Below are 22,323 nucleotides of genomic sequence, written 5' to 3'. Positions count from 1 at the left end.
ACTCGAGTGCGCACGGTACTTCCCCGGCAAAAATCAGATGCCGTTACCCATCCTGGTGGATAGTCTCGGTCCGGTATCCGGAGTTGTTCCAGAACAGTCAGACGGCAGGAGTGATCGATGACCCGCAGACATATCGCCATGGTGAGCATTCCGGCACCGGGCCACGTCAATCCGAGCCTGGCGATCATCGCGCGTCTCGTCGCCGCCGGTCACCGCGTCACCTATGCCAACGACGAGTCGATGCGTGAGATCATCGAGGCGACCGGGGCCGAATTCGCACCGTACGTCTCCACGCTGCCCAGCCTCGTCCCTTCTCCCGACGGCGCCGAACCCGAGAAGAGCTGGGACGGGGATCTGATCGATCAGTTGACGATTTTCCAGGACGATTACGAGTCGATGCTGCCGCAGCTACGCCGAATCTACGAAGACGATCGCCCTGACCTCTTTCTCTACGACATCGCCGGCATTCCGGCACGAATACTGGCTCAGCAGTGGGGCGTTCCCATCATCCAGTTGTCGCCGACGTACGTTGCCTGGGACGGTTACGAAGCCGACGCCGCACCGATGTACGACGAAATTCGTTCCGATCCGAGAGGCGTCGACCTGCTCGATCGGGAGACCCGGTTCTTCCGCGCCGAAGGCGTCGAGGTCGATCCACGTGAGTTCACCGGACGCCCACCCCGTGCAATCGTGCTGATCGCAGAATCGATGCAGCCCAACGCCGATCGCGTGAACTGCGACGTCTACACGTTCGTCGGCCCCGCACTCGAACCGAGCAGTCAACCTTGGGTGAACCCGGATCCCGAACGCAAGCTCTTGTTGATCTCGCTGGGTTCAGCATTCACCGATCATCCGGATTTCTACCGCACCTGCGTCGAGGCTTTCGGCCAGATGGACGGCTGGCACGTCGTCCTTCAGATCGGAAAGCAGGTGCAGATCTCAGATCTCGGACCATTGCCCGACAACGTCGAAATACACCGTTGGGTACCGCAGTTCGCGATTCTGCAGCAGGCCGACGCGTTCGTGACCCACGCGGGTATGGGCGGATCCAGCGAGGGACTGGTGACCGGGACACCCATGATCGCAGTGCCGCAAGCCGTCGATCAGTTCGGCAACGCCGACTCGCTCGTCGACGCCGGTGTCGCAGTACGCGTCGACAGCGCTACCGTCACGGCAGTAGAGCTTCGTGAGGCGCTGACTCTGGTGAGCGCCGACGAGTTCCGCCGACGCAGCGCGGAGTTGGCAGAAGAACTCGCAGCGGCGGGCGGTGTGTCCCGTGCCGTCGAATTGATCGAAGCCGCTCTACCCGGCAGCGGGCCCAGATAATGTCTGCTACCAGTGCCAGGCGTCGCCGCCCACGTTCTTGATGGTTCGCTGCAGCACAGTGATGGTGGTGACAAACTCCTCTTCGGTGATTCCCTGCATCCGCTCTTCCTGCAGCATCTGCTGTACCCGCGCGGCGCGATCGAACTGCTCGGAGCCCGCATCAGTCGGGCGAAGGACAGACCCGTCTTCGCGCGCCCACCCCAGTTCGAGGGCAGAGTCGACGGCGTCATCGATCACGTCGGTGGATTCGTTCGGACCGATCGTCCGCAAGAGGACAGCACGCTCCACCCCTTCAGGGTGCAGCGAAAGTTGGTGCAGGACCCACCACCCCGGCTGGGTGACGCCGATCGCTTCGAGTGCTCCGCGCGTGCGCGTGCGAATCGCTTCACCGGCTCGCGCGGTCCAGAATCCGATCGGCTGGTTGGCCGGTGGCTGCATCGCTTGTTTGTTCATGCACACGACGATAAAACCTCAACGGAAGTTCAGGTCAACCATCAGCGAGGTGAAGTTCTACATATGTTGCGTGATTGCTCTGCCGATAATGCGGGCGGCGTCGGGGAACTCACCCGGGTTCGGTCCGGCGTAGTTGAGCCGCAAGAACTTTCCAGTCGGTTCTGCCGGGAACCAATCGTCACCGGCCCCGACGATGACGTTGGCCGACCGGCAGTCCTGCACCACGCGTTCGACGTTCGTGGTGTCCGGGAGCCGAAGCCAGAGGTTGAGTCCGCCTTTCGGTACGGCATCGAGGTGAGCGTCCGGCGCGTGCTCGCGCAGACTCGAGACGAGGAGGTCGCGTCTGGCCTCGAGTTGGTGACGAAGCCTGCGCAAGTGCGTTCGCCAGGCCGGTTGGGTCACGACGTCGAGCGCTACCGCTTGCAGCATCCCGCTGACGTACATCGAATCTGCCTGTGTATCAGCCAAAATCCGCTCGTACGCCGGACCCCGAGCGATCAATCCGGCAACTCGCACCGATGGGGACACGCTCTTGGTCAGCGCACGAAGGTAGACGACGTGACCGCTGTCGTCTCGTGCAGCGATGGGGCTGGGATCTGCGGTGATTCCGAAGTCGAGCGCCGAACTGTCCTCGATGAGGAATGCGCCGTGCCGACGGACGGTGTCGAGAACCTTGTCAGCCAACGACGGCGACCACAGCGCTCCCGTCGGGCTCGCGAAGCTCGGTTGTGCGTAGAACGCCCGGGCACCGGTCTGTTCGAATGCACGCGAAAGCTCGTCGGGATCAGGACCGTTGGCACCACTGGAGATCGGAATGACCGTGACTCCGGCCTGGGCGGCAGCCAGGATCGCACCCCAGTAGGTCGGCGATTCCATGAGCAACGGACGCCCCTCCCCCACCAACGCGCGGAAGGACGTCGCAAGCCCACCCTGACTGCCGGGAAGTACAACCACGTCGTTCGGCCCCGGCGGAGTGATCCCGGCGGGAGTTGCGGAACCCAATTCGGAGGCAAACCAGGACTGCAGTTCCGGAAGCCCGGCGGCGAGGGGCCGATTGAACACGGCGTCGGTTCGCGTCGCCCTGGTGAAGGCTGCACGAACCAGACCTTCGGGCAACAGCTCTCGGGCCGGATAGCCGGAATGCAGCGCGATCACGTCGTTGGAGGTGGACTGCAGCGCAATAGGCAGCTGCAGACGATAGTTCGGCGATCCGAGCGCCGCTGTCTGCCACCCGTAGTCGTTGGGTCGCACGACGCGTGCGGCGCGTACGAAGGTCCCCACACCGGGACGAGCCTCCACAACCCCCTGAGATACCAGCGTTCGCAGCGCCTTCTGCACGGTGACCGGGCTCGCCCCGTGCAGGCTCACGAGCGACCGAGTGGACGGAAGCTTCGCGCCTGGAGGTGCCGTCGCGATCCATTCGCGCAAGGCTGCGACAATCCTTGAACTGCTATCATTGGACATGTCGAATCATAGTAGCGCTACTCTCCTCTCGCCGCTAGCGCTATCGCGAATCAATGTCCGTTTCCAGACCGAACCCTGAGGCGCCCTTCTCATCTGAAACACAACTCGCCCACCCGAACCGGAGAGGTACGTAACCGCGTGAACACACCCATCGATCAGGCCCGCAAGCTCGAGAATGTCAGGTACGACATCAGAGGGCGAATTCTCGACAAGACCGAAGAACTCGAGGATCAGGGACACACGATCCTGCGACTCAACGTCGGTAATCCGGCCCCCTTCGGATTCGAAGCACCGGACGAAATCATGATGGCCATGATCCGCAATCTCCCTACCGCCCAGGGATATTGCGATTCTCGCGGACTGTATTCGGCGCGCACCGCGGTGGTCCAGTACTACCAGACGCGGGGTATCACCGACGTCACCGTCGACGAGATCTATCTCGGAAACGGCGTCTCCGAACTGATCACGCTGACGATGCAGGCGCTCTGCAATCCCGAGGACGAGATCCTGATTCCCGCTCCCGACTACCCCTTGTGGACGGCTTCGGTTTCACTTGCCGGCGGCACGCCGGTTCACTACCTCACCGATGAAAGCCAGGGCTGGGCACCGGACTTCGACGATCTGGAAGCCCGAATCTCTCCGCGCACCCGAGGGATTGTCGTCATCAATCCCAACAATCCGACGGGCGCCGTCTACTCGACGGAGGTGCTGCAACGCTTCGTCGACATTGCCCGCAAGCATGACCTGATGCTCTTCGCCGACGAGATCTACGAGAAGATCGTCTACGACGGCCGATCCATGACAAACCTTGCGTCGATGACCGGGCGAGACGTTTTGTGTCTGACGTACTCGGGGCTGTCCAAGGCCTACCGCGTCTGCGGGTTCCGAGCCGGATGGCTGGCCATCACCGGACCACTCGAGCGGGCGTCGAGTTTCATCGAAGGCATCAAACTGCTGGCCAACATGCGAATGTGTGCCAATGTGCCGGCGCAGCACGCGATCCAGACCGCACTCGGCGGACGCCAGTCCATCGAGGACCTCCTGCTCCCGCAGGGCAGACTGACAGCACAGCGCGATCTCGCGCACAGCACGCTCAACAGCATCGACGGGATCAGCTGTCAGCAGGCCGACGGCGCGCTGTACCTGTTCCCGAAGCTCGACGTCGACAAGTTCGGCATCGTCGACGACGAGAGGTTCGTTCTCGATCTACTGGAATCGGAAAAGATTCTGGTCAGTCACGGCCGCGCGTTCAACTGGATCGAACCCGACCACTTCCGACTGGTGACTCTGCCGAACACCGACGACCTCGCGACCGCCCTCGAGCGTCTCGGCAACTTCCTCAGTTCCTACAACCAGTAACCCGAGAACCCGGACGCCCCCACAAACGACTGAACGCCGACCGGATTTCCGGTCGGCGTTCAGTGGTGAAAATCAGCAGGCGATCAGGCAGTGACGATCGCGTCGAGTGCCGAGTAAAACAAGCCGAGTCCGTCGTCACTCGGTCCGGTGAGAGCCTCGGTGGCGTGCTCGGGGTGCGGCATCAAACCGACGACGCGGCCGTTGCCCGAAGAGATACCGGCGATACGACGCTGCGAACCGTTGGGGTTCTCCTCCGAGTAGCGGAAGACGACGCGGCCTTCACCCTCGAGTTCGTCGAGAACATTTTCGGAAGCCTGGAAGCGACCTTCACCCGACTTGAGCGGGATGAGGATCTGGGCGCCGGCCTCGTAACGCGAGGACCAAGCCGTGTTGTTGGCTTCGACCGTCAACCACTCGTCGCGGCAGATGAAGTGCAGACCCTGGTTACGGGTCAGGGCACCGGGGAGCAAACCCGCTTCGCAGAGGATCTGGAAACCGTTGCAGATGCCCAGGACCGGCATGCCGCCCTTGGCTGCTTCGACAACCTTGCCCATCGCGGGAGCAAAACGTGCGATCGCGCCGCAACGAAGGTAGTCGCCGTAGGAGAATCCGCCGGGAACGACAACCGCGTCGACACCCTTGAGGTCTGCGTCGCCGTGCCAGAGTTCGACAGCTTCACCGCCGGCCAGGTTGATGGCCCGAGCAGCATCGATGTCGTCGAGCGTGCCCGGGAACGTGATAACCCCGATACGTGCGCTCATGCCTCGACTCGCCTGACGGTCCAATCCTCGATCACCGTGTTGGCCAGCAGGCCTTCGGCGATCTTCTCGAGTTCGGCGTCTTCGACACTGCCGTCGATCTCCAACTCGAACCGCTTGCCCTGACGGACATCGGATACTCCTGCAAAGCCCAGGCGAGACAGTGCCCCGACAATTGCCTGTCCCTGGGGGTCGAGAATCTCGGCCTTGGGCATGACTTCGACGACGACACGGGCCACGTGCTGCTCCTCGGTACTAGTGCGCGAACCCGGAGTGAAACGCTCGGGTGATGGCCAGTTTACCGGGCGCACCCGAGATGGTTCGCATCGAGTGATCGGGGCGTGACGGCCAACACCCGCGAAACCCGCCTGCGAGTCACTCCAGGGCGGCGCATACTCGAAATCATGCGACTGACACATTTTGGCCATTCCTGTGTGCTCGTGGAGTTGAACGGATCGAAAATCCTCTTCGATCCCGGCAACTTCTCGCACGGATTCGAAGGCATCACCGGCCTCGACGCCATCCTCGTGACACATCAACACCCCGATCACGCCGACCCGGCGCGGCTGCCCGAACTGGCCGAAGCAAACCCCGACGCGGTGCTGTACAGCGATCCGCAGACGGCTGAGAAGCTCGGTGGCCGCTGGACGGGAGTCCGGCCGGGCGACCGGTTCAGCATCGGCGACGTCGAGGTGACCGGGACCGGCGGAGAGCACGCGATCATCCATCCGGACCTACCGATGATCGACAACACCGCGTTCCTCCTCGGCGACGCCACCAACCCGGCGCAGTTCATGCATCCCGGCGATTCCCTCTACGTCCCCGAACAGAAGGTCGACGTTCTTGCCCTTCCCGCCGCCGCACCGTGGCTCAAGATCTCGGAGGCCATCGACTACCTCCGCGCGGTAGCGCCGCGCGTCGCGGTTCCCATCCATCAAGCGATCATCCGCGACGAAGCCACAGGCATCTTCTACGGTCGCTACTCGGAAATGGCTGCCGACGGTACCGAGTTCCGAGTTCTCGGTGAGGAGTCGAGCGTCGAAGTCGCCTGATTCAGTCCTCACGCACTCACATCGACGATGATCCAGCCGGTGCTCGTCCCACCGGCTGCGTCGGTGAGTGTGTAGAGAATCCTGTCGGTGCCTGTCTTCGTTCCGGCCTCGAACACCACTTCGCCGTTTTCGAGCTTTACGGTGCCACCGAGAAGTGACGTCGCCTCGACCCCGGTTACCTTGATCGAATCTCCGTTGCTGTCATGATCATTCGCGACGGCGTCGACGGTGACTGTGCCACCTGAGCGGACCTGCGCGGTGTCGAGTGCGGCGTACGGCGGGATCGGGCTTGCCGTGTACCGACCGACGTCGTCGAGTCGATCCGAGGCCACGTCGGCGGCATCGACGATGGCAGCAAATTCGGTGCCGTCGAAGCGCGAGAGGTCGTTGCCGTTCATGATGGTCGATCCCTCGGCGCCGCCGCCGTGATAGTCGTCGGCGTAGAAGTTGTGGCCCAACTCGTGGCGGAGGACGCGGCTGAAGTTGCCATCGGGCTCGGCACCGACCTGCGCGTAGCTGTGATCGAGTTCGAACCTCGAGTAGTAGGCATTTCCGCCACCGGAAGCGCAGACGACAGTCGCCTGGTCGACGCTCGTGCCGACCTGATCGGACCACAGACCTTCCAACTGGTCGAGGTTTTCACAACTGCTCGAATACGGGTCACTCGCGGCATCGGCGCGAAGGACAACCCGACCCAGGATCGGTCGAATTCCGACGTCTCTGATCCAGATGGCAGCGGTTCGGGCCATTGATTCCTCGGCCCGATCCAGAGCGACGGCGGGACTGCCTGCGCCGTGCGCGGAGTACCACTCGCCACTGAGATCCAATCCCACCACGAACTGCTTCACCGTCTTGCCGACGCTTGCGGCCGAGGCCGACGCGATAGAGGCGGTCGGCCACTTGGGTTTTGCGTCGATCGGCGCCGTGCTGCGACCGACCACCTCGGATCCGACGAACTCTATCGAAACACCACGATCGAAAATCACCTGCCCGCGCAGTGTTCCGGCGGAGTCGACGATGGCCGAGACGATTGCGTCCGGACGCCCTTCCACGCTGCCGATGTACGAACGGGGCGCCGGGATCACCGCGTCGGTCAGCTCTCCGTCGCTGTCTTGCACAGCCATCGAGAACTCGGATCCCCGCAGGTTCATCTTGTGAAGGCGCAGTGTGAGTTGCTCACCTTCATCGTCGACGGTTGCGGTGCGGACGCCATCGCTCGATCCGCTCGATCCGCTCGACCCGCCGTCGACACTGCCCGTCGGCAGCATGTGAACCGCGCCGGTCGGAGCGGCAGACGCGAGCGCCGGAACGAACGCAGCACAGACGACTGCGCCCACAGCCACGGCGACAAGACCCTCGGCCGACTTGGAGAACACTCTCGTGCGCATGGCGAGATCCCAATCCCATCTACTAGCGGCAGATTAACTGCACGCACTCTAGCAGTGGGAGAGTTGGCTGACCCAGCGCTCTAATTGATCGTCCGTTTTATGCGATTTTGACCCACTCTGCACTACTACCAGCAAGGAAGTAGAGAAACGCGAAGAGTCTGCCCGCTCGGACAACCCGGACAGACGACATGTTCTCGTAGCTATCAAATAGTTGCCAACTGCCGAATTCAGGCAGCGCCGAGCTCCTGAGACGGGGAGTTCCACCGATACACCTGCGAGTCGGCTTCGTGGAAGAGGGCAAGGTCGACGGCGTCGAGGACGGCCTGACGTGGGCCCTCGTTTCCCAACTGCTTGGCCGTGATCGACAATCTGACCAGTCCCCCACGTTTGGCGGCACGCCCGGCTCCGAGAACCAATGCGCGACACCACCACGGCTCGGCCTTGAAGCCTTCGCCGATCCCGAAAACCCTTCCCCGTTGCAAGGTTCCGCGGGTCAGATCATGTACTGCCCCGAGGCCTGCCATCGTGCGAAAGCCCGTCTCCGGCAACACCGACATGGCACCGGGCGATGCCACCCAGCGCGGCGGTGCGAACACCCGGGTCCGAAGGCCTGCATGCTCGAGAACGCGGTCCGCAGCGAGTAGTCGCAGTTTCGCTTCGTGCTTCGACAGAGTGGCGAACTCGGCTCGGCGACGCTTGGTCGCGGCCTGGTCGTAGCCGTGCAGAACGATGGCATCGCCGTGCTCGCGACGCTCACGCAGCCAAGCCGTCGTCACCGCGTCGTCGGCCAGTCGGTATTTGTCCTTCAGTCGCGGCGCCACCAGGAGCGACAAGCGGACACCTCGAGTGTCCATCTCGTCTGCGAATCCGGCAGCGAGATAACATGTCTCGTCTCTGATTCCGGATACCGACACGATCAGTTCTGCGGACATACTCCGATAGTGGCAGCTGTGGGTGAACAGCACACTGCCGCCGGATGATCATCCGGCGGCAGTTTTCAGCGCACCTACTGGTTCTTGGAAACCTCTAGTTCTTGGGAAGCGCAGCTTCGATCGCGGCGACAACCTCGGGTGCGTCAGGCTCGGTCCGCGGACGGAAGCGGTTGACGACGGTGCCGTCCGGTCCGATCAGGAACTTCTCGAAGTTCCACTGAATGTCTCCCGCAGCGCCTTCGGCGTCGGCCGCCTTGGTGAGCTCGGCGTACAGCGGATGCTGGTTTTCGCCGTTCACCTCGATCTTCTCGAGAAGCGGGAACGTGACGCCGTAGGTAGTGGAGCAGAACGTCTCGATCTCTTCGGCGGTACCCGGTTCTTGCCCCATGAACTGGTTGCACGGGATACCGATCACGGTCAGACCGCGATCGGCGTACTCGCTGGCCAGCTTCTCGAGCGCCGAGTACTGCGGGGTCAGTCCACACTTGGACGCGACGTTGACCACGAGGACGGCGCGGCCGTCGTATTCACCCAAAGAGGTGGGCACGCCACCGAGGGTGTTGATCGCGATGTTCTGTACTGGAGTTGTCATAGGCTCCAACTTAGCGACTCTCTCGCGCACTGCTCCTTCGCGCACTGCTAATTCGACGCTCCGAGAATGCGATCGAGGTCGTCCAGAACGGTGAGGCCGCCGAGCGGTCCGACGCCGGTGATCCAGTAGGACATGTCCACCAGATGCGGGTTCGGGAAGAATCCGGCGTTGTCTGCGACGGCCTTCGGCATCGTGCCGGCATCGGCCGGTTTCGCGGAGGTGACCAGGATGAGGTCGGCGTTGGCTCCGGAGACGAATTCCGGGGAGAGGTCGACGGAGATCGAGTTCTCCCAGTCGCGTGCGGGAATCGTGAGTCCAGCACATTCGAGAGTGCTTCCGGCAAACGACGTGGGTCCGTACAGCGTCAGAACGTCGTCGCGTGGGCGGATCAGCTGAGCGGTCTTGCCCTCGGTGCTGTGCTTGCTCGCCACTTCCTCGCAGCGTGCCGTGTAGTCACCGAGCAGTTCACCTGCCTGATCGGTCTTGTTCAACGCCTCTGCGACGAACTGGACGTTGTCCTGCCACGGATCGGTCTGAGTTGCCATGTAGACGGTCGGCGCGATGGCAGCGAGCTGCTCGTACATATCACCGTGCCGCGATTCCGTTCCGATGATCAGGTCCGGGCTCAGTGCGACGATCTTCTCGAGGTTCGGTGCCGCGACGGTTCCGACCATCTCGATCTCCGCCGCTTTCTCACCGAGGTACGCCGGAACGCCGGTCGTCTCGCTGAGTACCGCGGTGCCCACGGGAATCACGCCGAGCGCTACCGACGTGTCGAGCTGAACCGGCTCGAGCACGACAACTCGCTGCGGATCCGTCGGTACGTCGGTAGTTCCGCGGGCGTGGGTGACCGCGTGCACGGTGTCGGCAGACTGACTGCCGGAATCGTTCTTGTCGTCACTGCCACACGCCGTTGTCGTTGCCACGATGGCGGCGAGGACGAAACCACCCAGCACGTACTTCGCCCGCGAGTTACTGCGTTTCATTCACAAACTCCTGTTACCGACTGCTTTCGACCGTCACAGCCACGCGCATTCACCACGGCTGAGCAAAGGATTCACCATCCAATAGTCTGGTGAGCCTAACCTACGAGACTGGAGCCTCATCATGTCTTCCCTCCCCTGCCACAGCGACGGTGTCCTGGGGAAGGCATCTATGCAGTGCTTTCCGGAATTTGTCGCCAATCCGCAAACCAGTCGACGCCCTCACGCCTGTACACGGCAGTCGTCGACCGCCGGCGAACCTATGGTCGGTCGCGCCGGAATGACACATCTGTGGGTATTGATCGAGCACCCCGGCCCCTGGCCGGCGTCCGCCCCTGACGACGTTCTCCCCGTCGCGCTCACCGAAAAGATCTACGCAGCGCAGGGCCGTATCCGTGTCGTGGTGATCCGGCGGACCCGCAACCGCCGGGTGCTCACCCCGACGTGTGTACTCGCCTGGACGGACGGCACACGCCAATGGATGCGGGAAGGGGCGGTCGACCGATACGAGGACCTGTCGGTACTGCCGTTCGAATCGATGGCCACCGGAGCGGAACCCGACTTCGGCCGCTCCCGCACGGAACCGCTCTTCGCAGTCTGCACACATGGAAAGAAGGATGCGTGCTGCGCGGAACTCGGCCGCCCGGTCGTGTCGGCACTGAACGCGGCACAGATCGCAGATGTGTGGGAATGCAGTCACATCGGCGGAGATCGTTTCGCGGCCAACATGATTGCGTGGCCTGCCGCAGTCTATTTCAGCCGACTGGACGGCAACTCCGCAATCGATGCAGCCGAAAAATACCAAGCCGGAGAATTGCAGCTGCTGCACCTGCGCGGCCGGGCGGCACTGTCACAGGCCGCTCAGGCAGCCGAACACGCAGTCCGACGCGCCACCGACATCGTCGCCACGGACGCACTCGAGAGCATCAGCGAGAGTGTCGACGGAGAACACACGACTGTCGATCTTCGGTTGGAGGGGAGAGACTTTCGCGTCGTCGTTCGCTCCGGTCCTCCAGGGCTACCGTTCCGACATGATTGTGGTGCCGGAGGGACCGTCGAATGGAGCGGATGGACCGTCGAGCACGTTCGCGAGCAACCCCACTGACCACTCGATTTCGACAAGAGTGCCCGGCAGGCCATCGAACCGAGATTTGCGCTGACTGACAACACTTCGAATCAGGTCGCGATGAAGGATCGACGCCCCTGGTGTTTACAGCTTGCATTCTTCCCATGACCACCGCACTGACGCCGAATGCCGTACCCCGGTCTGCTGATCCGATCAAAAGTGAGGTCGACTACGAAACACTGGCAGAGAAATTCCGTCCGATCTTCGCGGACATCGCACAAGGCGTCGTCGAACGCGAACGCGATCACGTGCTTCCCTTCCAACAGATCGACGCGCTCAAGAATGCAGGCTTCGGCGCCGTTCGGGTGCCGACAACACACGGTGGATCGGGTGCGAGCATCCCGCAATTGATCCGCTTACTAGTCGAGCTGTCGAGCGCCGATTCCAATATCACCCAGGCCCTGCGCGGACATTTCGCGTTTGTCGAAGACCGACTGGTCGCCGACCCCGACCCGGAGCGTGACATCTGGCTCCGACGCTTCGCGGAGGGACAGTTGGTCGGCAACGCATGGACCGAAATCGGCGACGTTGCATTGGGCGAAGCCAATACCAAGGTCTCGCCCGCACCCGATGCCGACCATTTCCTGGCGAACGGGGCAAAGTTCTACAGCACGGGTTCCATCTTCGCCGACTGGATCGACCTGTACTCGCAGCGCACCGACACCGGCGCATTCGTGATCGCGGCGGTCGAGGCGAGACAACCCGGTGTCACACACAGTGACGATTGGAACGGGTTCGGTCAGCAGACGACTGGCTCCGGTTCGTCCGTCTACGAGGACGCAATTGTACAGCCGGAGAACATCTTCGACTTCTCGACACGATTCAAATACCAGACCGCGTTCTACCAATTGTTCCACCTCGCCACTCTCGCCGGCATCGCCAAGGCTGCTACGATCGAGATCTCTCGTCGAGTTGCCTCTCGTACTCGAACCTTCAGTCACGGCAACGCTCCGAGATACGCGCAGGATTCGCAGATCCAGCAAGTTGTCGGCGAGGTGTCCTCTGCTGCCTTTGCAGCCGAGGCCGTTGCACTGCACGCAGCGCAGTCGTCCCAATGGGCTTACGAAGCCGCATTCTCCGGCTCGCCGGAGGAAGAGAAGGCCGCCAACATCGCAGCCGAAATCGATTCGGGGCGAGGGCAAGTCGCCTCGATCGGACTCGTCGTGCCGGCCACGGCCAAGATCTTCGACGCACTCGGTGCTTCCGGAGTCAGCCGCGACCTCGATCTCGATCGATTCTGGCGCAACGCCCGCACCGTCGCCAGCCACAATCCGGTCGTCTTCAAATCCAAAGTTGTCGGCGACTACGAAATCAACGGAACCGAACCGATTTACGTGTGGGCCATCGGGACCGCACCGACCGAAAAGGATGAACAGGCATGACCGTGACCAGTGAAACCGAAGTCTTCGTCGGCGTTCCCGACACATCCGAGGGCTGGATCGACCGGGCTCGCGAGGTGAGCAACATCCTTGCCGCCGACGCACTCGCCCGCGACCGAGCCAGCGAACCACCGTTCCGAGAAGTTCAGCTGCTCAAGGACAGTGGTCTTGTGACGCTCCTGGGCCCGGTCGAGTTCGGCGGCGGCGGGCAGCGATGGGAGACCGCCTACAAGGTGGTTCGGGAGATCGCCCGCGCCGACGGCTCCATCGGACAACTGCTCGGATACCACTATCTGTGGGCATGGGCAGCCAGATTGGTCGGAACCGATCCGCAGATCTCCGCTGTCGAGGAGCTGTACACGAGCAACCGATTCTTCTTCGGCGGCGCGGTCAACCCTCGAGACACCGACCTCACCGTCGCGGACCGCGGAGACACCCTGGTGTTCAACGGTGTGAAGTCGTTTTCCACCGGCGGCCGAGTCACCGACCTCACGGTGCTCGAAGGAATCATCGACGGAACTGCGACGCATGTGTTCGCAATCGTGCCGACTGCTCAGGACGGCATAGTCTTCCGCGGTGATTGGGACAATCTCGGGCAGCGCCTCACCGATTCCGGCAGCGTCGAGATCAACGACGTCGAGGTCGACTGGGCAAGTGCGGCAGGCTTTGTCGACAAGGAATTCCAACCTCTGGTCTACAACACCCTGAACTTCCCGGCGATCGAGATCGTGTTCGCCAACTTCTACCTCGGGATCGCTCGTGGCGCACTGGACACTGCCGCCGAGTACACCCGAACCCGTACGCGTCCATGGCCGTACGGCGGTGACAACCGCGAAATCGCAACCGACGAGTGGTACCTCCGTGAGGGCTACGGCGACTTGCAATCCAAGCTGTGGGCAGCGGAGGCCTTCGTGGATCAGGTCAGCCGTGAGGCCGACGCAGTGCTCCACGACGCTCGCGAAAACCTCACCGAGCAGGCTCGCGGCGACCTCGCCGTACGCATCGCGGCCGCAAAACTTCGCGCCGCCGACGTCTCCTTGGAGATCAGCAACAAGATCTTCGAACTGACCGGTGCCCGAGCCACGTCCAACGACGTCGGCCTGGACATCTACTGGCGCAACATCCGGACGCATACCCTTCACGATCCGCTCGCGTACAAGCGCCGTGAAGTCGGTAGTCGTTTTCTGACCGGCGAGATTCCCGAACCGACCTGGTACACCTAGCCACGAACAGAAAGAGACCGTCGCACGGTTGGTGCGGCGGTCTCTTTCATCGTTACGACCAGGATCACTGATCGTAGATCGGGTTCCGCGCCTGCAGCGCAGTCAAACGTTCAGCAGAGCGGACGTTTCTAGTGATGGCTCACGAACGACTGTTTGGTGCCGGTCGGAGCCGTTTCGAGCTTGTGCTGCTCTTCTTCGTCCTCGTCGTCGAGCATCGTGGCTTCGTTGAACGGAATCTTCCCGTCGAGTACCTCGACGACGCGTTCCTTGTCGATCGTCTTGGTCCAGGCGCCGACCAGGAGAGTCGCAACCGCATTGCCCGAGAAGTTGGTGATCGCTCGCGCTTCCGACATGAAGCGGTCGATTCCGACGATGAGTCCGACGCCGTCGAGAAGCTCGGGGCGATGGCTCTGCAGTCCGCCTGCCAGCGTGGCCAGACCGGCGCCGCTGACTCCGGCAGCGCCCTTGGAGGCGATGATCATGAACACCAGCAGCGAGAGCTGTTCACCGAAACCGAGTGGCTGTCCCATGGCGTCGGCGATGAAGATCGAGGCCATCGTCAGGTAGATCGCGGTGCCGTCGAGATTGAACGAGTAGCCCGTGGGAACGACGATGCCCACCGTGGTGCGCTCGACGCCTACGTGCTCCATCTTGGCGATCAGACGCGGCAGTGCCGATTCGGAGGACGACGTGGCGAAGATGAGCAGGTACTCACGGGCCAAGTACTTGACCAGCTTGAAGATGTTGAATCCGGTGACCGCGCGCAGCAGCGTTCCGAGAACACCGAAGACGAAGATCAGGCAGGTCAGGTAGAAGCCGATCATCAGCGTGCCGAGCTGGACGACGGCGTTCAAACCGGTCTGGCCGACGACGCTGGCGATGGCACCGAAAGCACCGATCGGGGCGAGCCAGAGGATCATCGTCAGGATCTTGAACACGAGCTTCTGGATGTATCCGACGGCCTTGAGGATCGGTTCACCCGACTTGCCGAGCGACTGGATCGCGAAGCCGACCAGAAGGGCGACGAACAGAGTCTGCAGCACGCTGCCGGCTGTGAGGGAGGACAGCATCGACGTCGGAATGATGGACGCGATGAAGTCCCAGGTACCGCCCGCGCTGTGGGCCTGATCTGCAAGCTTGGCCACGGAGGCCGCATTGGGCGTGATGTTCAGGCCACTGCCCGGGTTGAGCAGGTTGCCGACGCCCAGGCCGATCGCGAGTGCGATGGTGGACATCCCGATGAAGTAGGCGAGTGCGAGGCCGCCGACCTTGCCGACCTTGGCCGCCGCTCGAACCGAGCCGATGCCGAGCACGATGGTGCAGAAGATGACCGGGCTGATCATCATCTTGATCAGGCTGACGAACAACGTGCCGAGTACACCGACGGACTTACCGAACTCGGGTGCGAGCCAACCGACGAGGATGCCTCCGATGACCGCGACGATGACGCTCATGTAGAGCCAATGCGTCTTGTCGCGCTTTGCCTTGGTGCCCTCGGGCTGTGGGGAACCGTCTACTGTCCCTGTTGCCGTGCTGCTCATGGGGTGTCCTTTGGATCGGATATCTGTGAAGTGATCGGGATCACTTCGAGTCGTGGAGAATTCTTGTTGCAAACAGGTGGGCCCGGAAGTTTGTGTTCATTACGTTCAGGAGGCGCTCGATGGTCGAACGAAAGACCGGCCGACGTATGAGCGTCGCCAGGCAGATCCTGCTCCTGCAATTGGCGTTGTTGGCGCTGGTCATCGGTGTGGGGGCCGCGCTCGCAGTTGTCGACGAACGCCGAGACAGCGACGACGCGATCCGCAGGCAGGTGAGCTCGATAGCGCAGACTCTCGCCCTGTCGGATTCGACGGCGGCAGCCCTGACGAGTCCGGACCCGACCGCGATTCTGCAACCACAGACCGAGAAGATCCGACAGGCAACCGGCGTCGATTTCATCGTGGTGATGGCGCCTGATCGCACTCGGTTCACCCACACGAGCCCGGAGCTGATCGGTCAACTCTTCACCGGGAACATCGACCGCGCACTTGCCGGCGTGACCTTCACAGAGACGTACGCCGGGTCGCTGGGGCCGTCGATCCGCGCAGTCACTCCTGTTTACGATTCCGGCGGAACCCTGGTCGGTCTGGTTTCTGCCGGTGTCACCCGCGAGCAGATCAGCAAGCAGTTCGCCCAAAGTGTTCCGGTCATCCTGTTCGTTGCCGGCGGCGGTCTTCTTGCCGCCCTCCTGAGTTCACTTCTGGTGAGTCGGCGTATCCGGCGACAGACCCTGGGGATGGCGCCGGATGAACTGCGCACCATGTACGAACACCACGACGCCGTCCTGCACAGCATCGGTGAGGGTCTGGTGGTGATCGGGCGAGGCCGAAGCAGAGATGCGCGAGTGGATATCGTCAACGACGAAGCGCGTCGCCTCCTCGATCTACCGGACGGGCCCGTGCCACTTTCGTCCATCCCCGAGACCATGCGAGTCGACGACGCCTCTCCCGCGAAGGATCAAGTGCACCTCACCGACAAGCGTGTGCTGGTGGTCAACCAACACCCGGTTGAGTGGGAGGGCAACAGAATTGGCACCGTGCTGACAATTCGCGATCACACCGAATTGCAGAACGTACTCGGGGAATTGGATTCGGTACGCAGTTTTGCCGAGTCGCTTCGATCGCAAGCCCACGAGAGTGCAAATCGTCTTCACACGATCATCACGATGGTCGAGTTGGGCCGGAACGACGACGCAGTGGCCTTCGCCACCAATGAATTGCGAGTGTCCCAACAGTTGATAGATCGTCTGATGAATGCGGTCCACGAGCCGGCGCTCGCCGCACTGCTGCTCGGGAAAATGAGTGAAGCGGCCGAACGCGGGGTCGACCTGACCATCACCGAAGACACCGCGCTCGGTCCGGTTCCTTCGCTCAATGCACGCGAGTTGGTCACGCTGGTCGGCAATCTCGTGGACAATGCTATTGACGCATCGCGCGCGAGCGAGTCTCCGTGGGTGGAAGTGACGGTAATGGAAGAGGATTCGATGATGGTTGTTGCCGTCGCCGACAGCGGCCCGGGAATGACACCCGAAGCACTCGAAAAGGCCAAGGGCCGTGGCTACTCCACAAAATCCGGCTCTCGCGGACTCGGTCTCGCACTGGTCTCTCAAGTTGTGAAACGGCACGGCGGCACGCTCACCAGCGAGCCGGCGATGGGCTCCATGCTGGTTGTCCGTATCCCGCTGCGCGAGGTGGAAGCACCGCGATGATCCGTGTGCTGATAGTCGACGACGAACCGTTGATCGCCCAGGCGCACCGTTCGTACGTCGAGCGTGTGCCGGAATTCGTGGTCCACGGCGTGGTTCATTCCGGGAACGCCGCCGTGCGTGCAGTTACGGCGGCCAACGCCACCGACCAGCCCATCGACCTGGTCCTGCTCGACATCGGGTTGCCCGACGCCAGCGGTCTCGACGTGGCTTCCGCCCTGGGCGGTTTGCGGCCCAGTCCGGACATCATCGCGGTTACCTCGGCGCGCGATCTGGAGGTGGTCCGAAGCGCCGTGGCTCGCGGGATCGTCCTCTATCTTCTCAAGCCGTTCACTTTCGCAGCATTCCGCGACAAGCTCGAGCGCTACCTCGAATATCGTGCAGCGCTTCCCGCTGGAGAGTCTGCGGTCAGTCAACACGACATCGACCGCGCGATGTCCGCGCTACGAACGTCCGACGATCGAGCAGCGGCACCGAAAGGCTTTGCGTCTCAAACACTCGGACTCGTCGCAGCGTCCGTCCGGGATTCGGAAGGTCCTGTGACCGCCGCCGAGGTGGCAGCATCGGTCGGCGTGTCCCGGGTGACAGCCTGGCGCTACCTGGAAAAGCTGGCAGACGACGGCATGCTCACCCGGGAGACCGAGTACGGGCGCGCTGGGCGCCCTCAGGTTCGTTACCGCAGAACCTGATTGACGCGGAACCTGATTGACGCGGAACCTGATTGACACCGAAGCTAGTTTGCGCCAACCGTGTCGAGAACCCAGGCGAACTCGAACGCGACCTCTTTCCACTTCTCGTACCGACCGCTGACACCGCCGTGCCCGGCGCTCATCTCGGTCTTGAGAAGTAGCGGAGCATCACCGGTCTTGGTGGCGCGCAGTTTTGCGACCCACTTGGCCGGCTCCACGTACAGAACACGGGTGTCGTTGATGCTCGTGATCGCAAGAATGGCGGGATAGTCCTTGGCTTCCACGTTCTCGTACGGGCTGTACGAGCGCATGTAGTCGTAGACGTCCTTGTTGTGCAGCGGATCTCCCCATTCGTCCCACTCGATGACCGTCAACGGCAGCGACGGATCGAGAATCGACGTCAACGGGTCGACAAACGGAACATTGGCGAGAATGCCGGCAAACAGTTCCGGAGCGATGTTGGCGACAGCGCCCATCAGCAATCCACCTGCACTACCGCCGTCGGCAACCATCCGGTCGGCCGACGTGACACCGGTGTCGATCAAATGCTTTGCGCAAGAGACAAAATCGGTGAAGGTGTTCTTCTTGGTGAGCGTCTTGCCGTTTTCGTACCAGTGACGGCCCATCTCGCCGCCGCCGCGCACGTGTGCGACGACGAAGACGACACCGCGATCGAGCAACGACAAGCGGGCAACCGAGAACGACGGGTCGATGCTCGCCTCGTAGGAACCGTAGCCGTACAACAGCAGCGGCGCGGGACCTTCCGGCGCACCTACGCGCCTCACGATCGAGAGCGGAATGCGGGTTCCGTCGTCGGCTACTGCCCAGTCGCGACGCTGCTCGTAGTTACTCGCATCGAAGTCACCGAGAACAGGCTGCGACTTGCGCAGTGCCAGTTCACCACTGGCGACGTAGTAGTCGTACACCTGCCCGGGAGTGATGAACGACGTGAAGCCGAGCCGGATGGTGGGCTGCGCCCATTCCGGGTTGGACCCCATGCCGATGCTGAAGAGTTCTTCGTCGAAGTCGATCTCGTGGCGTTCGCCGTAGCCGTCATCCGTCAACGGCCACACGGCAACCCGAGTGAGCGCCTCGCGTCGGTAGCTCAGGACGAGGTGTCCGGCAAAGGCTTCGGCTTCTTCCAGCCGAACGTCGGCGCTGTGCTCGATCAGCGTCGTCATGTTCGTCGGATCCGACACGGGAGCTTCCACCAACACGAAGTTCTCGGCCTTGATGCCGTCGACGACGTCGTTGTGGAGAATGAGGAAACGGTCCTCTCCCCCGATCACGGCGTGCTCGGCCCCGTACTCGACGCCCTCGCGACGTGGGATGATGACGCGGAATTCGCCTTCCGGGTTCGCCGATTCCAGCATCCAGCCTTCGCTGGTCACCTTGGAACCGACCCAGATCATCAGGTACTTCTCACTGCGGGTGGACCCCACCGAAACCCAGTACCGTTCGTCGGGCTCGTGGAACACCGAAACATCTTTACTCTGCGGCGTTCCCAGCTTGTGACGCCACACCGTGTCCGGACGCCAGGAGTCGTCGACCGTCATGTAGAAGACGTGACTGTGGTCGATCGCCCAGGTGGCGCCAGGCGCGGTATCGGGAATCTCGTCGGCGAGCATCTCACCGGTCTCGAGGTTCTTGAACCGCAAGGTGTACCGCTCGTCGCCGACGATGTCCACCGAGTACGCGAGCAACGTGCCGTCCTCGCTGATGGAGAACGCGCCGAGCGAAAAGAACTCGTGCCCTTCGGCTTCGACGTTGCCGTCCATGAGGATCTGCTCGTCGGCCAGCTCGACGCCGGGCGTCAGGTCGGGCGGAGTCCAGTCGTCTTCACCGGCGATGGGGCACCGGCACTGGACGGTGTACGACTTGCCTTCCACGCTGCGCGAGTAGTACCACCACTTACCCATGCGAGTGGGCACCGACATGTCGGTTTCCTGCGTCCGCGACTTGATCTCCTGGAAGATCTTCTCGCGCAATGGCTCGAGCGCGGCCGTCTGCTCGTCGGTGTACGCGTTTTCGGCTTCGAGGTATGCGACTACCTCGGCGTTGTCCTTGTCCCGCAGCCACTCGTAGTCATCGACGAACGTGTGTCCGTGATGGGTACGTTCGGTGGGGACCTTCTTTGCGACCGGCGGGATCAGGCTCATGCGCTGGGACCGACCCAATCGTCGAAGGACAGACCGGAAATGCGCTCGTACGCCTCGATGTAGCGTGCCCGGGTCGCGTCGACGATCTCCTGCGGCAACGGCGGCGGTGTCGTGTCCGAGCTACGGTCCCAGCCGGATTCGGGGCTCGTGAGCCAGTCGCGCACGAACTGCTTGTCGAAACTGGGCTGCACCTTGCCCGCTTCGTAGCCTTCGAGAGGCCAGTAGCGCGACGAGTCGGGGGTGAGCACCTCGTCGGCGAGCACGAGGTTTCCAGCGGAGTCGAGACCGAATTCGAGCTTGGTGTCGGCAAGGATGATTCCGCGATCGGCTGCGAAGTTGGAGGCGCGGGCATAGACGTCGAGCGTGTCCTCGCGAAGCTGCACTGCCAGCTTCTGGCCGACCTTCTCCACTACCTGATCGAAGCTGATGTTCTCGTCGTGATCCCCGAGAGCCGCCTTGGACGCCGGGGTGAAGATCGGGTCGGGCAGACGCGACGCCTCGACGAGGCCCTCGGGCAACGCGACGCCGCACACTGCGCCGGTGTTGTTGTAGTCGACCAAGCCGGAGCCGGTGAGGAAGCCACGAACGACGCATTCGACGGGAACCATGTCGAGGGAGCGCACGACGAGAGCGCGGCCGAGTACCTCTTCCGGGATGCGATCGTCGTCGGGCTCGCCGGCCAGGTGGTTGGTGCCACCGAGGACGTTGAAGAAGAACACGCTCATCGCGGTGAGCACGCGACCCTTGTCCGGGATCGGCGTGCTGAGCACGTGGTCGTAGGCCGAGATCCGATCACTCGCGACAAGCAGCAGATGCTCGTCGTCGATCGTGTAAAGGTCACGGACCTTGCCACCGGCCAGATGAGTGTAGGAATCAAGTGTAGGACGCACCCGGTCACCCTATCGGGCGTTCGCAGTTCGTACAGAACCCCGGTAGCCGGGACAGGTAAGCGTCCTCGCCGATCGGAGAGCTGTCCGCCCTGCTCATCCGGATATGCAGGTGGCCCCTCGCCAGCAGGCGAGAGGCCACCGTCACAGTCGATGAACTACTGGTTTGCGGGCAGCTTCGACAGGCCCTCGTCGATCGAATCCAGCGTCAGAAGAGCCGTCTGATAGGTCGCGGCCAGCGAATGCTGGACCTGGACGACGTTGCCGGCCTTCACTGCGGGCAATTCCTTCCACAGCTCGGAATTGACCAGCTCCTGCAACTGCGGAGACATCGAGCCGTCGGCGTTGAGGCCGTAGACGATCACGTCGACATTTCCGAGATTTTCGCCGATCTTCTCGATGGATACCTGTTCGACGTGGATGTCGGCGGGGTCTGCGGGGGTGCCGGGGAACTGCAGTCCGAGTCCGTCGAAGAGATTGGTCGTGTACGAAGACGCGTACTCGCGTGAGAAGGTGCCGGCCTCCGGCTTGCAGACGTTGCACACGCCGCCGAAGGTCAACGAGCCGAGCTTGTCCTTGTACTTCGCGGCCAGTTCGGCGGTTTTGGCGTCGTAGTCGTCCTTGAACTCGCCGTAGGTGTCGGAGACATTCGCGGCATCGGCGAACTGCTCGCCCAGCACTCGCCAATCAGCAGGAACCGTCGGTCCCAGGAAGACGACGGGAGCGGCCGCCTCGAGCTGCGCCATGTCCAGCTGGCTTTCGACTCGAGCGGGAACACCCATGATGATCAGATCGGGCTCGGCAGCGACGATTCCCTCGTAGTTGAGCTGGGAGACGTTGCCGTCGGGCGCGACCTTCGGCAGAGCTTCGTAAGCGGCCTTGGTCTTGTCGTCCATGTTGCCGAGTTCACGGGTCCACTCGCATACTGCTGCCAGGTTCGCTCCCGCCTGAATCAGCGGCAGAACTGCGTATCCGCAGGCCACGATCCGTTGCGGGTCGCTCGGGATCTCGATGGATCCGTTCTGTGCCTCGAAGACACGGGTCTGCGAGCTCGCGGCTGTCGTCGACGATTCGGACGACGACGCCTCCTCGGAGTTGCTGCAGCCGGCGACGCCGACCGCCAGCGCAGCTGCTGCGCCGATCACCACTGCGCGGCGAAACCGCGACAGACCTTGAACCCGCATGTTGAACTCCATCTGAACGCACCGGACCGCTCCGGAATTGATTTGGTGAGGCTAACCAATATCAGGGCACCGGACCTTTACACAAACACAGGTCCCGAGGAATGAACTGCGCCTCCCGAGCCGCC

The 22,323-nt window shown here is 62.5% G+C and carries 20 protein-coding genes; 8 read left to right on the top strand and 12 right to left on the bottom strand.

Features of this window, described 5'->3' with window-relative positions:
* The first annotated feature begins 117 nt into the window (after nt 1-117).
* Nucleotides 118-1,326, top strand: a complete 1,209-nt coding sequence (locus AC1Q61_RS09925; RefSeq protein ID WP_042920301.1) for a macrolide family glycosyltransferase — start codon at nt 118-120, stop codon at nt 1,324-1,326.
* 6 nt (nt 1,327-1,332) lie between these two features.
* On the opposite strand, the gene AC1Q61_RS09920 is transcribed toward AC1Q61_RS09925, so the two are convergent.
* Nucleotides 1,333-1,779 (bottom strand): MarR family winged helix-turn-helix transcriptional regulator, encoded by a 447-nt coding sequence (locus AC1Q61_RS09920; protein WP_007734451.1) that lies wholly within the window; start codon nt 1,777-1,779, stop codon nt 1,333-1,335.
* Nucleotides 1,780-1,836: 57 nt separating this feature from the next.
* On the bottom strand, nt 1,837-3,243 hold the full coding sequence (locus AC1Q61_RS09915; RefSeq protein ID WP_492650838.1) for an aminotransferase-like domain-containing protein: 1,407 nt from the start codon (nt 3,241-3,243) through the stop codon (nt 1,837-1,839).
* 138 nt (nt 3,244-3,381) lie between these two features.
* On the opposite strand from AC1Q61_RS09915, the gene AC1Q61_RS09910 reads away from it, so the two are divergent.
* A complete protein-coding gene (locus AC1Q61_RS09910) occupies nt 3,382-4,602 on the top strand; it encodes a pyridoxal phosphate-dependent aminotransferase (protein WP_020968561.1) in 1,221 nt (406 codons plus the stop codon).
* An 83-nt stretch (nt 4,603-4,685) separates the two neighbouring features.
* Here the strand turns inward: AC1Q61_RS09910 and purQ are convergent, their stop codons facing one another.
* Together purQ and purS are read right to left on the bottom strand one after the other, a co-directional pair.
* Nucleotides 4,686-5,363: a phosphoribosylformylglycinamidine synthase subunit PurQ gene (gene purQ / locus AC1Q61_RS09905; protein ID WP_492650837.1), complete on the bottom strand. Its 678-nt coding sequence runs from the start codon at nt 5,361-5,363 to the stop codon at nt 4,686-4,688.
* Entirely contained in the window at nt 5,360-5,599 is a 240-nt protein-coding gene (gene purS, locus AC1Q61_RS09900; RefSeq protein WP_003945817.1) for a phosphoribosylformylglycinamidine synthase subunit PurS, read from the bottom strand. Before purS ends, purQ begins: the two co-directional genes overlap by 4 nt.
* Before the next feature lie 165 nt (nt 5,600-5,764).
* Between purS and AC1Q61_RS09895 the strand changes: the two genes are divergently transcribed.
* Nucleotides 5,765-6,412: an MBL fold metallo-hydrolase gene (locus tag AC1Q61_RS09895; RefSeq protein WP_029254557.1), complete on the top strand. Its 648-nt coding sequence runs from the start codon at nt 5,765-5,767 to the stop codon at nt 6,410-6,412.
* Between the two features lie 8 nt (nt 6,413-6,420).
* Here AC1Q61_RS09895 and AC1Q61_RS09890 read toward each other — a convergent pair whose 3' ends face one another.
* From AC1Q61_RS09890 to AC1Q61_RS09875, 4 genes are all read right to left on the bottom strand, one after another.
* The gene (locus AC1Q61_RS09890; RefSeq protein WP_492650836.1) at nt 6,421-7,800 is read right to left on the bottom strand and encodes an Ig-like domain-containing protein; all 1,380 of its coding nucleotides are present in this window, start codon (nt 7,798-7,800) and stop codon (nt 6,421-6,423) included.
* A 227-nt stretch (nt 7,801-8,027) separates the two neighbouring features.
* Complete coding sequence (locus AC1Q61_RS09885) at nt 8,028-8,732, bottom strand: DUF2334 domain-containing protein (protein WP_007734443.1); 705 nt, start codon at nt 8,730-8,732, stop codon at nt 8,028-8,030.
* Nucleotides 8,733-8,826: 94 nt separating this feature from the next.
* Complete coding sequence (locus tag AC1Q61_RS09880; protein WP_003945816.1) at nt 8,827-9,324, bottom strand: glutathione peroxidase; 498 nt, start codon at nt 9,322-9,324, stop codon at nt 8,827-8,829.
* Between the two features lie 47 nt (nt 9,325-9,371).
* A complete protein-coding gene (locus tag AC1Q61_RS09875) occupies nt 9,372-10,310 on the bottom strand; it encodes an ABC transporter substrate-binding protein (protein ID WP_042920307.1) in 939 nt (312 codons plus the stop codon).
* Between the two features lie 121 nt (nt 10,311-10,431).
* Between AC1Q61_RS09875 and AC1Q61_RS09870 the strand changes: the two genes are divergently transcribed.
* From AC1Q61_RS09870 to AC1Q61_RS09860, 3 genes are all read left to right on the top strand, one after another.
* Complete coding sequence (locus tag AC1Q61_RS09870) at nt 10,432-11,412, top strand: sucrase ferredoxin (RefSeq protein WP_492650835.1); 981 nt, start codon at nt 10,432-10,434, stop codon at nt 11,410-11,412.
* Between the two features lie 125 nt (nt 11,413-11,537).
* Entirely contained in the window at nt 11,538-12,815 is a 1,278-nt protein-coding gene (locus AC1Q61_RS09865) for an acyl-CoA dehydrogenase family protein (RefSeq protein WP_042920311.1), read from the top strand.
* Nucleotides 12,812-14,035, top strand: a complete 1,224-nt coding sequence (locus AC1Q61_RS09860; RefSeq protein ID WP_492650834.1) for an acyl-CoA dehydrogenase family protein — start codon at nt 12,812-12,814, stop codon at nt 14,033-14,035. The genes AC1Q61_RS09865 and AC1Q61_RS09860 overlap by 4 nt, the downstream gene beginning before the upstream one ends.
* A gap of 128 nt (nt 14,036-14,163) precedes the next feature.
* On the opposite strand, the gene AC1Q61_RS09855 is transcribed toward AC1Q61_RS09860, so the two are convergent.
* Nucleotides 14,164-15,576 (bottom strand): C4-dicarboxylate transporter DctA, encoded by a 1,413-nt coding sequence (locus AC1Q61_RS09855; protein WP_007734438.1) that lies wholly within the window; start codon nt 15,574-15,576, stop codon nt 14,164-14,166.
* A gap of 119 nt (nt 15,577-15,695) precedes the next feature.
* On the opposite strand from AC1Q61_RS09855, the gene AC1Q61_RS09850 reads away from it, so the two are divergent.
* Nucleotides 15,696-17,282, top strand: a complete 1,587-nt coding sequence (locus AC1Q61_RS09850; RefSeq protein WP_042920313.1) for a sensor histidine kinase — start codon at nt 15,696-15,698, stop codon at nt 17,280-17,282.
* Nucleotides 17,279-17,968: a response regulator gene (locus AC1Q61_RS09845; RefSeq protein ID WP_003945570.1), complete on the top strand. Its 690-nt coding sequence runs from the start codon at nt 17,279-17,281 to the stop codon at nt 17,966-17,968. Before AC1Q61_RS09850 ends, AC1Q61_RS09845 begins: the two co-directional genes overlap by 4 nt.
* A 44-nt stretch (nt 17,969-18,012) precedes the next feature.
* On the opposite strand, the gene AC1Q61_RS09840 is transcribed toward AC1Q61_RS09845, so the two are convergent.
* From AC1Q61_RS09840 to AC1Q61_RS09830, 3 genes are all read right to left on the bottom strand, one after another.
* The gene (locus AC1Q61_RS09840) at nt 18,013-20,127 is read right to left on the bottom strand and encodes a S9 family peptidase (RefSeq protein WP_215515663.1); all 2,115 of its coding nucleotides are present in this window, start codon (nt 20,125-20,127) and stop codon (nt 18,013-18,015) included.
* The gene (locus AC1Q61_RS09835) at nt 20,124-21,017 is read right to left on the bottom strand and encodes a phosphoribosylaminoimidazolesuccinocarboxamide synthase (RefSeq protein ID WP_003945463.1); all 894 of its coding nucleotides are present in this window, start codon (nt 21,015-21,017) and stop codon (nt 20,124-20,126) included. Before AC1Q61_RS09835 ends, AC1Q61_RS09840 begins: the two co-directional genes overlap by 4 nt.
* 155 nt (nt 21,018-21,172) lie before the next feature.
* Nucleotides 21,173-22,210, bottom strand: coding sequence for an ABC transporter substrate-binding protein (locus tag AC1Q61_RS09830; RefSeq protein WP_128637852.1), 1,038 nt, complete (start codon nt 22,208-22,210; stop codon nt 21,173-21,175).
* Nucleotides 22,211-22,323 lie beyond the last annotated feature (113 nt).

It is taken from the genome of Rhodococcus sp. MPR-R1B (assembly GCF_058793255.1).
The sequence above is the reverse complement of the archived record's forward strand: the minus strand, read 5'-3'. Positions and strand labels throughout refer to the sequence as shown.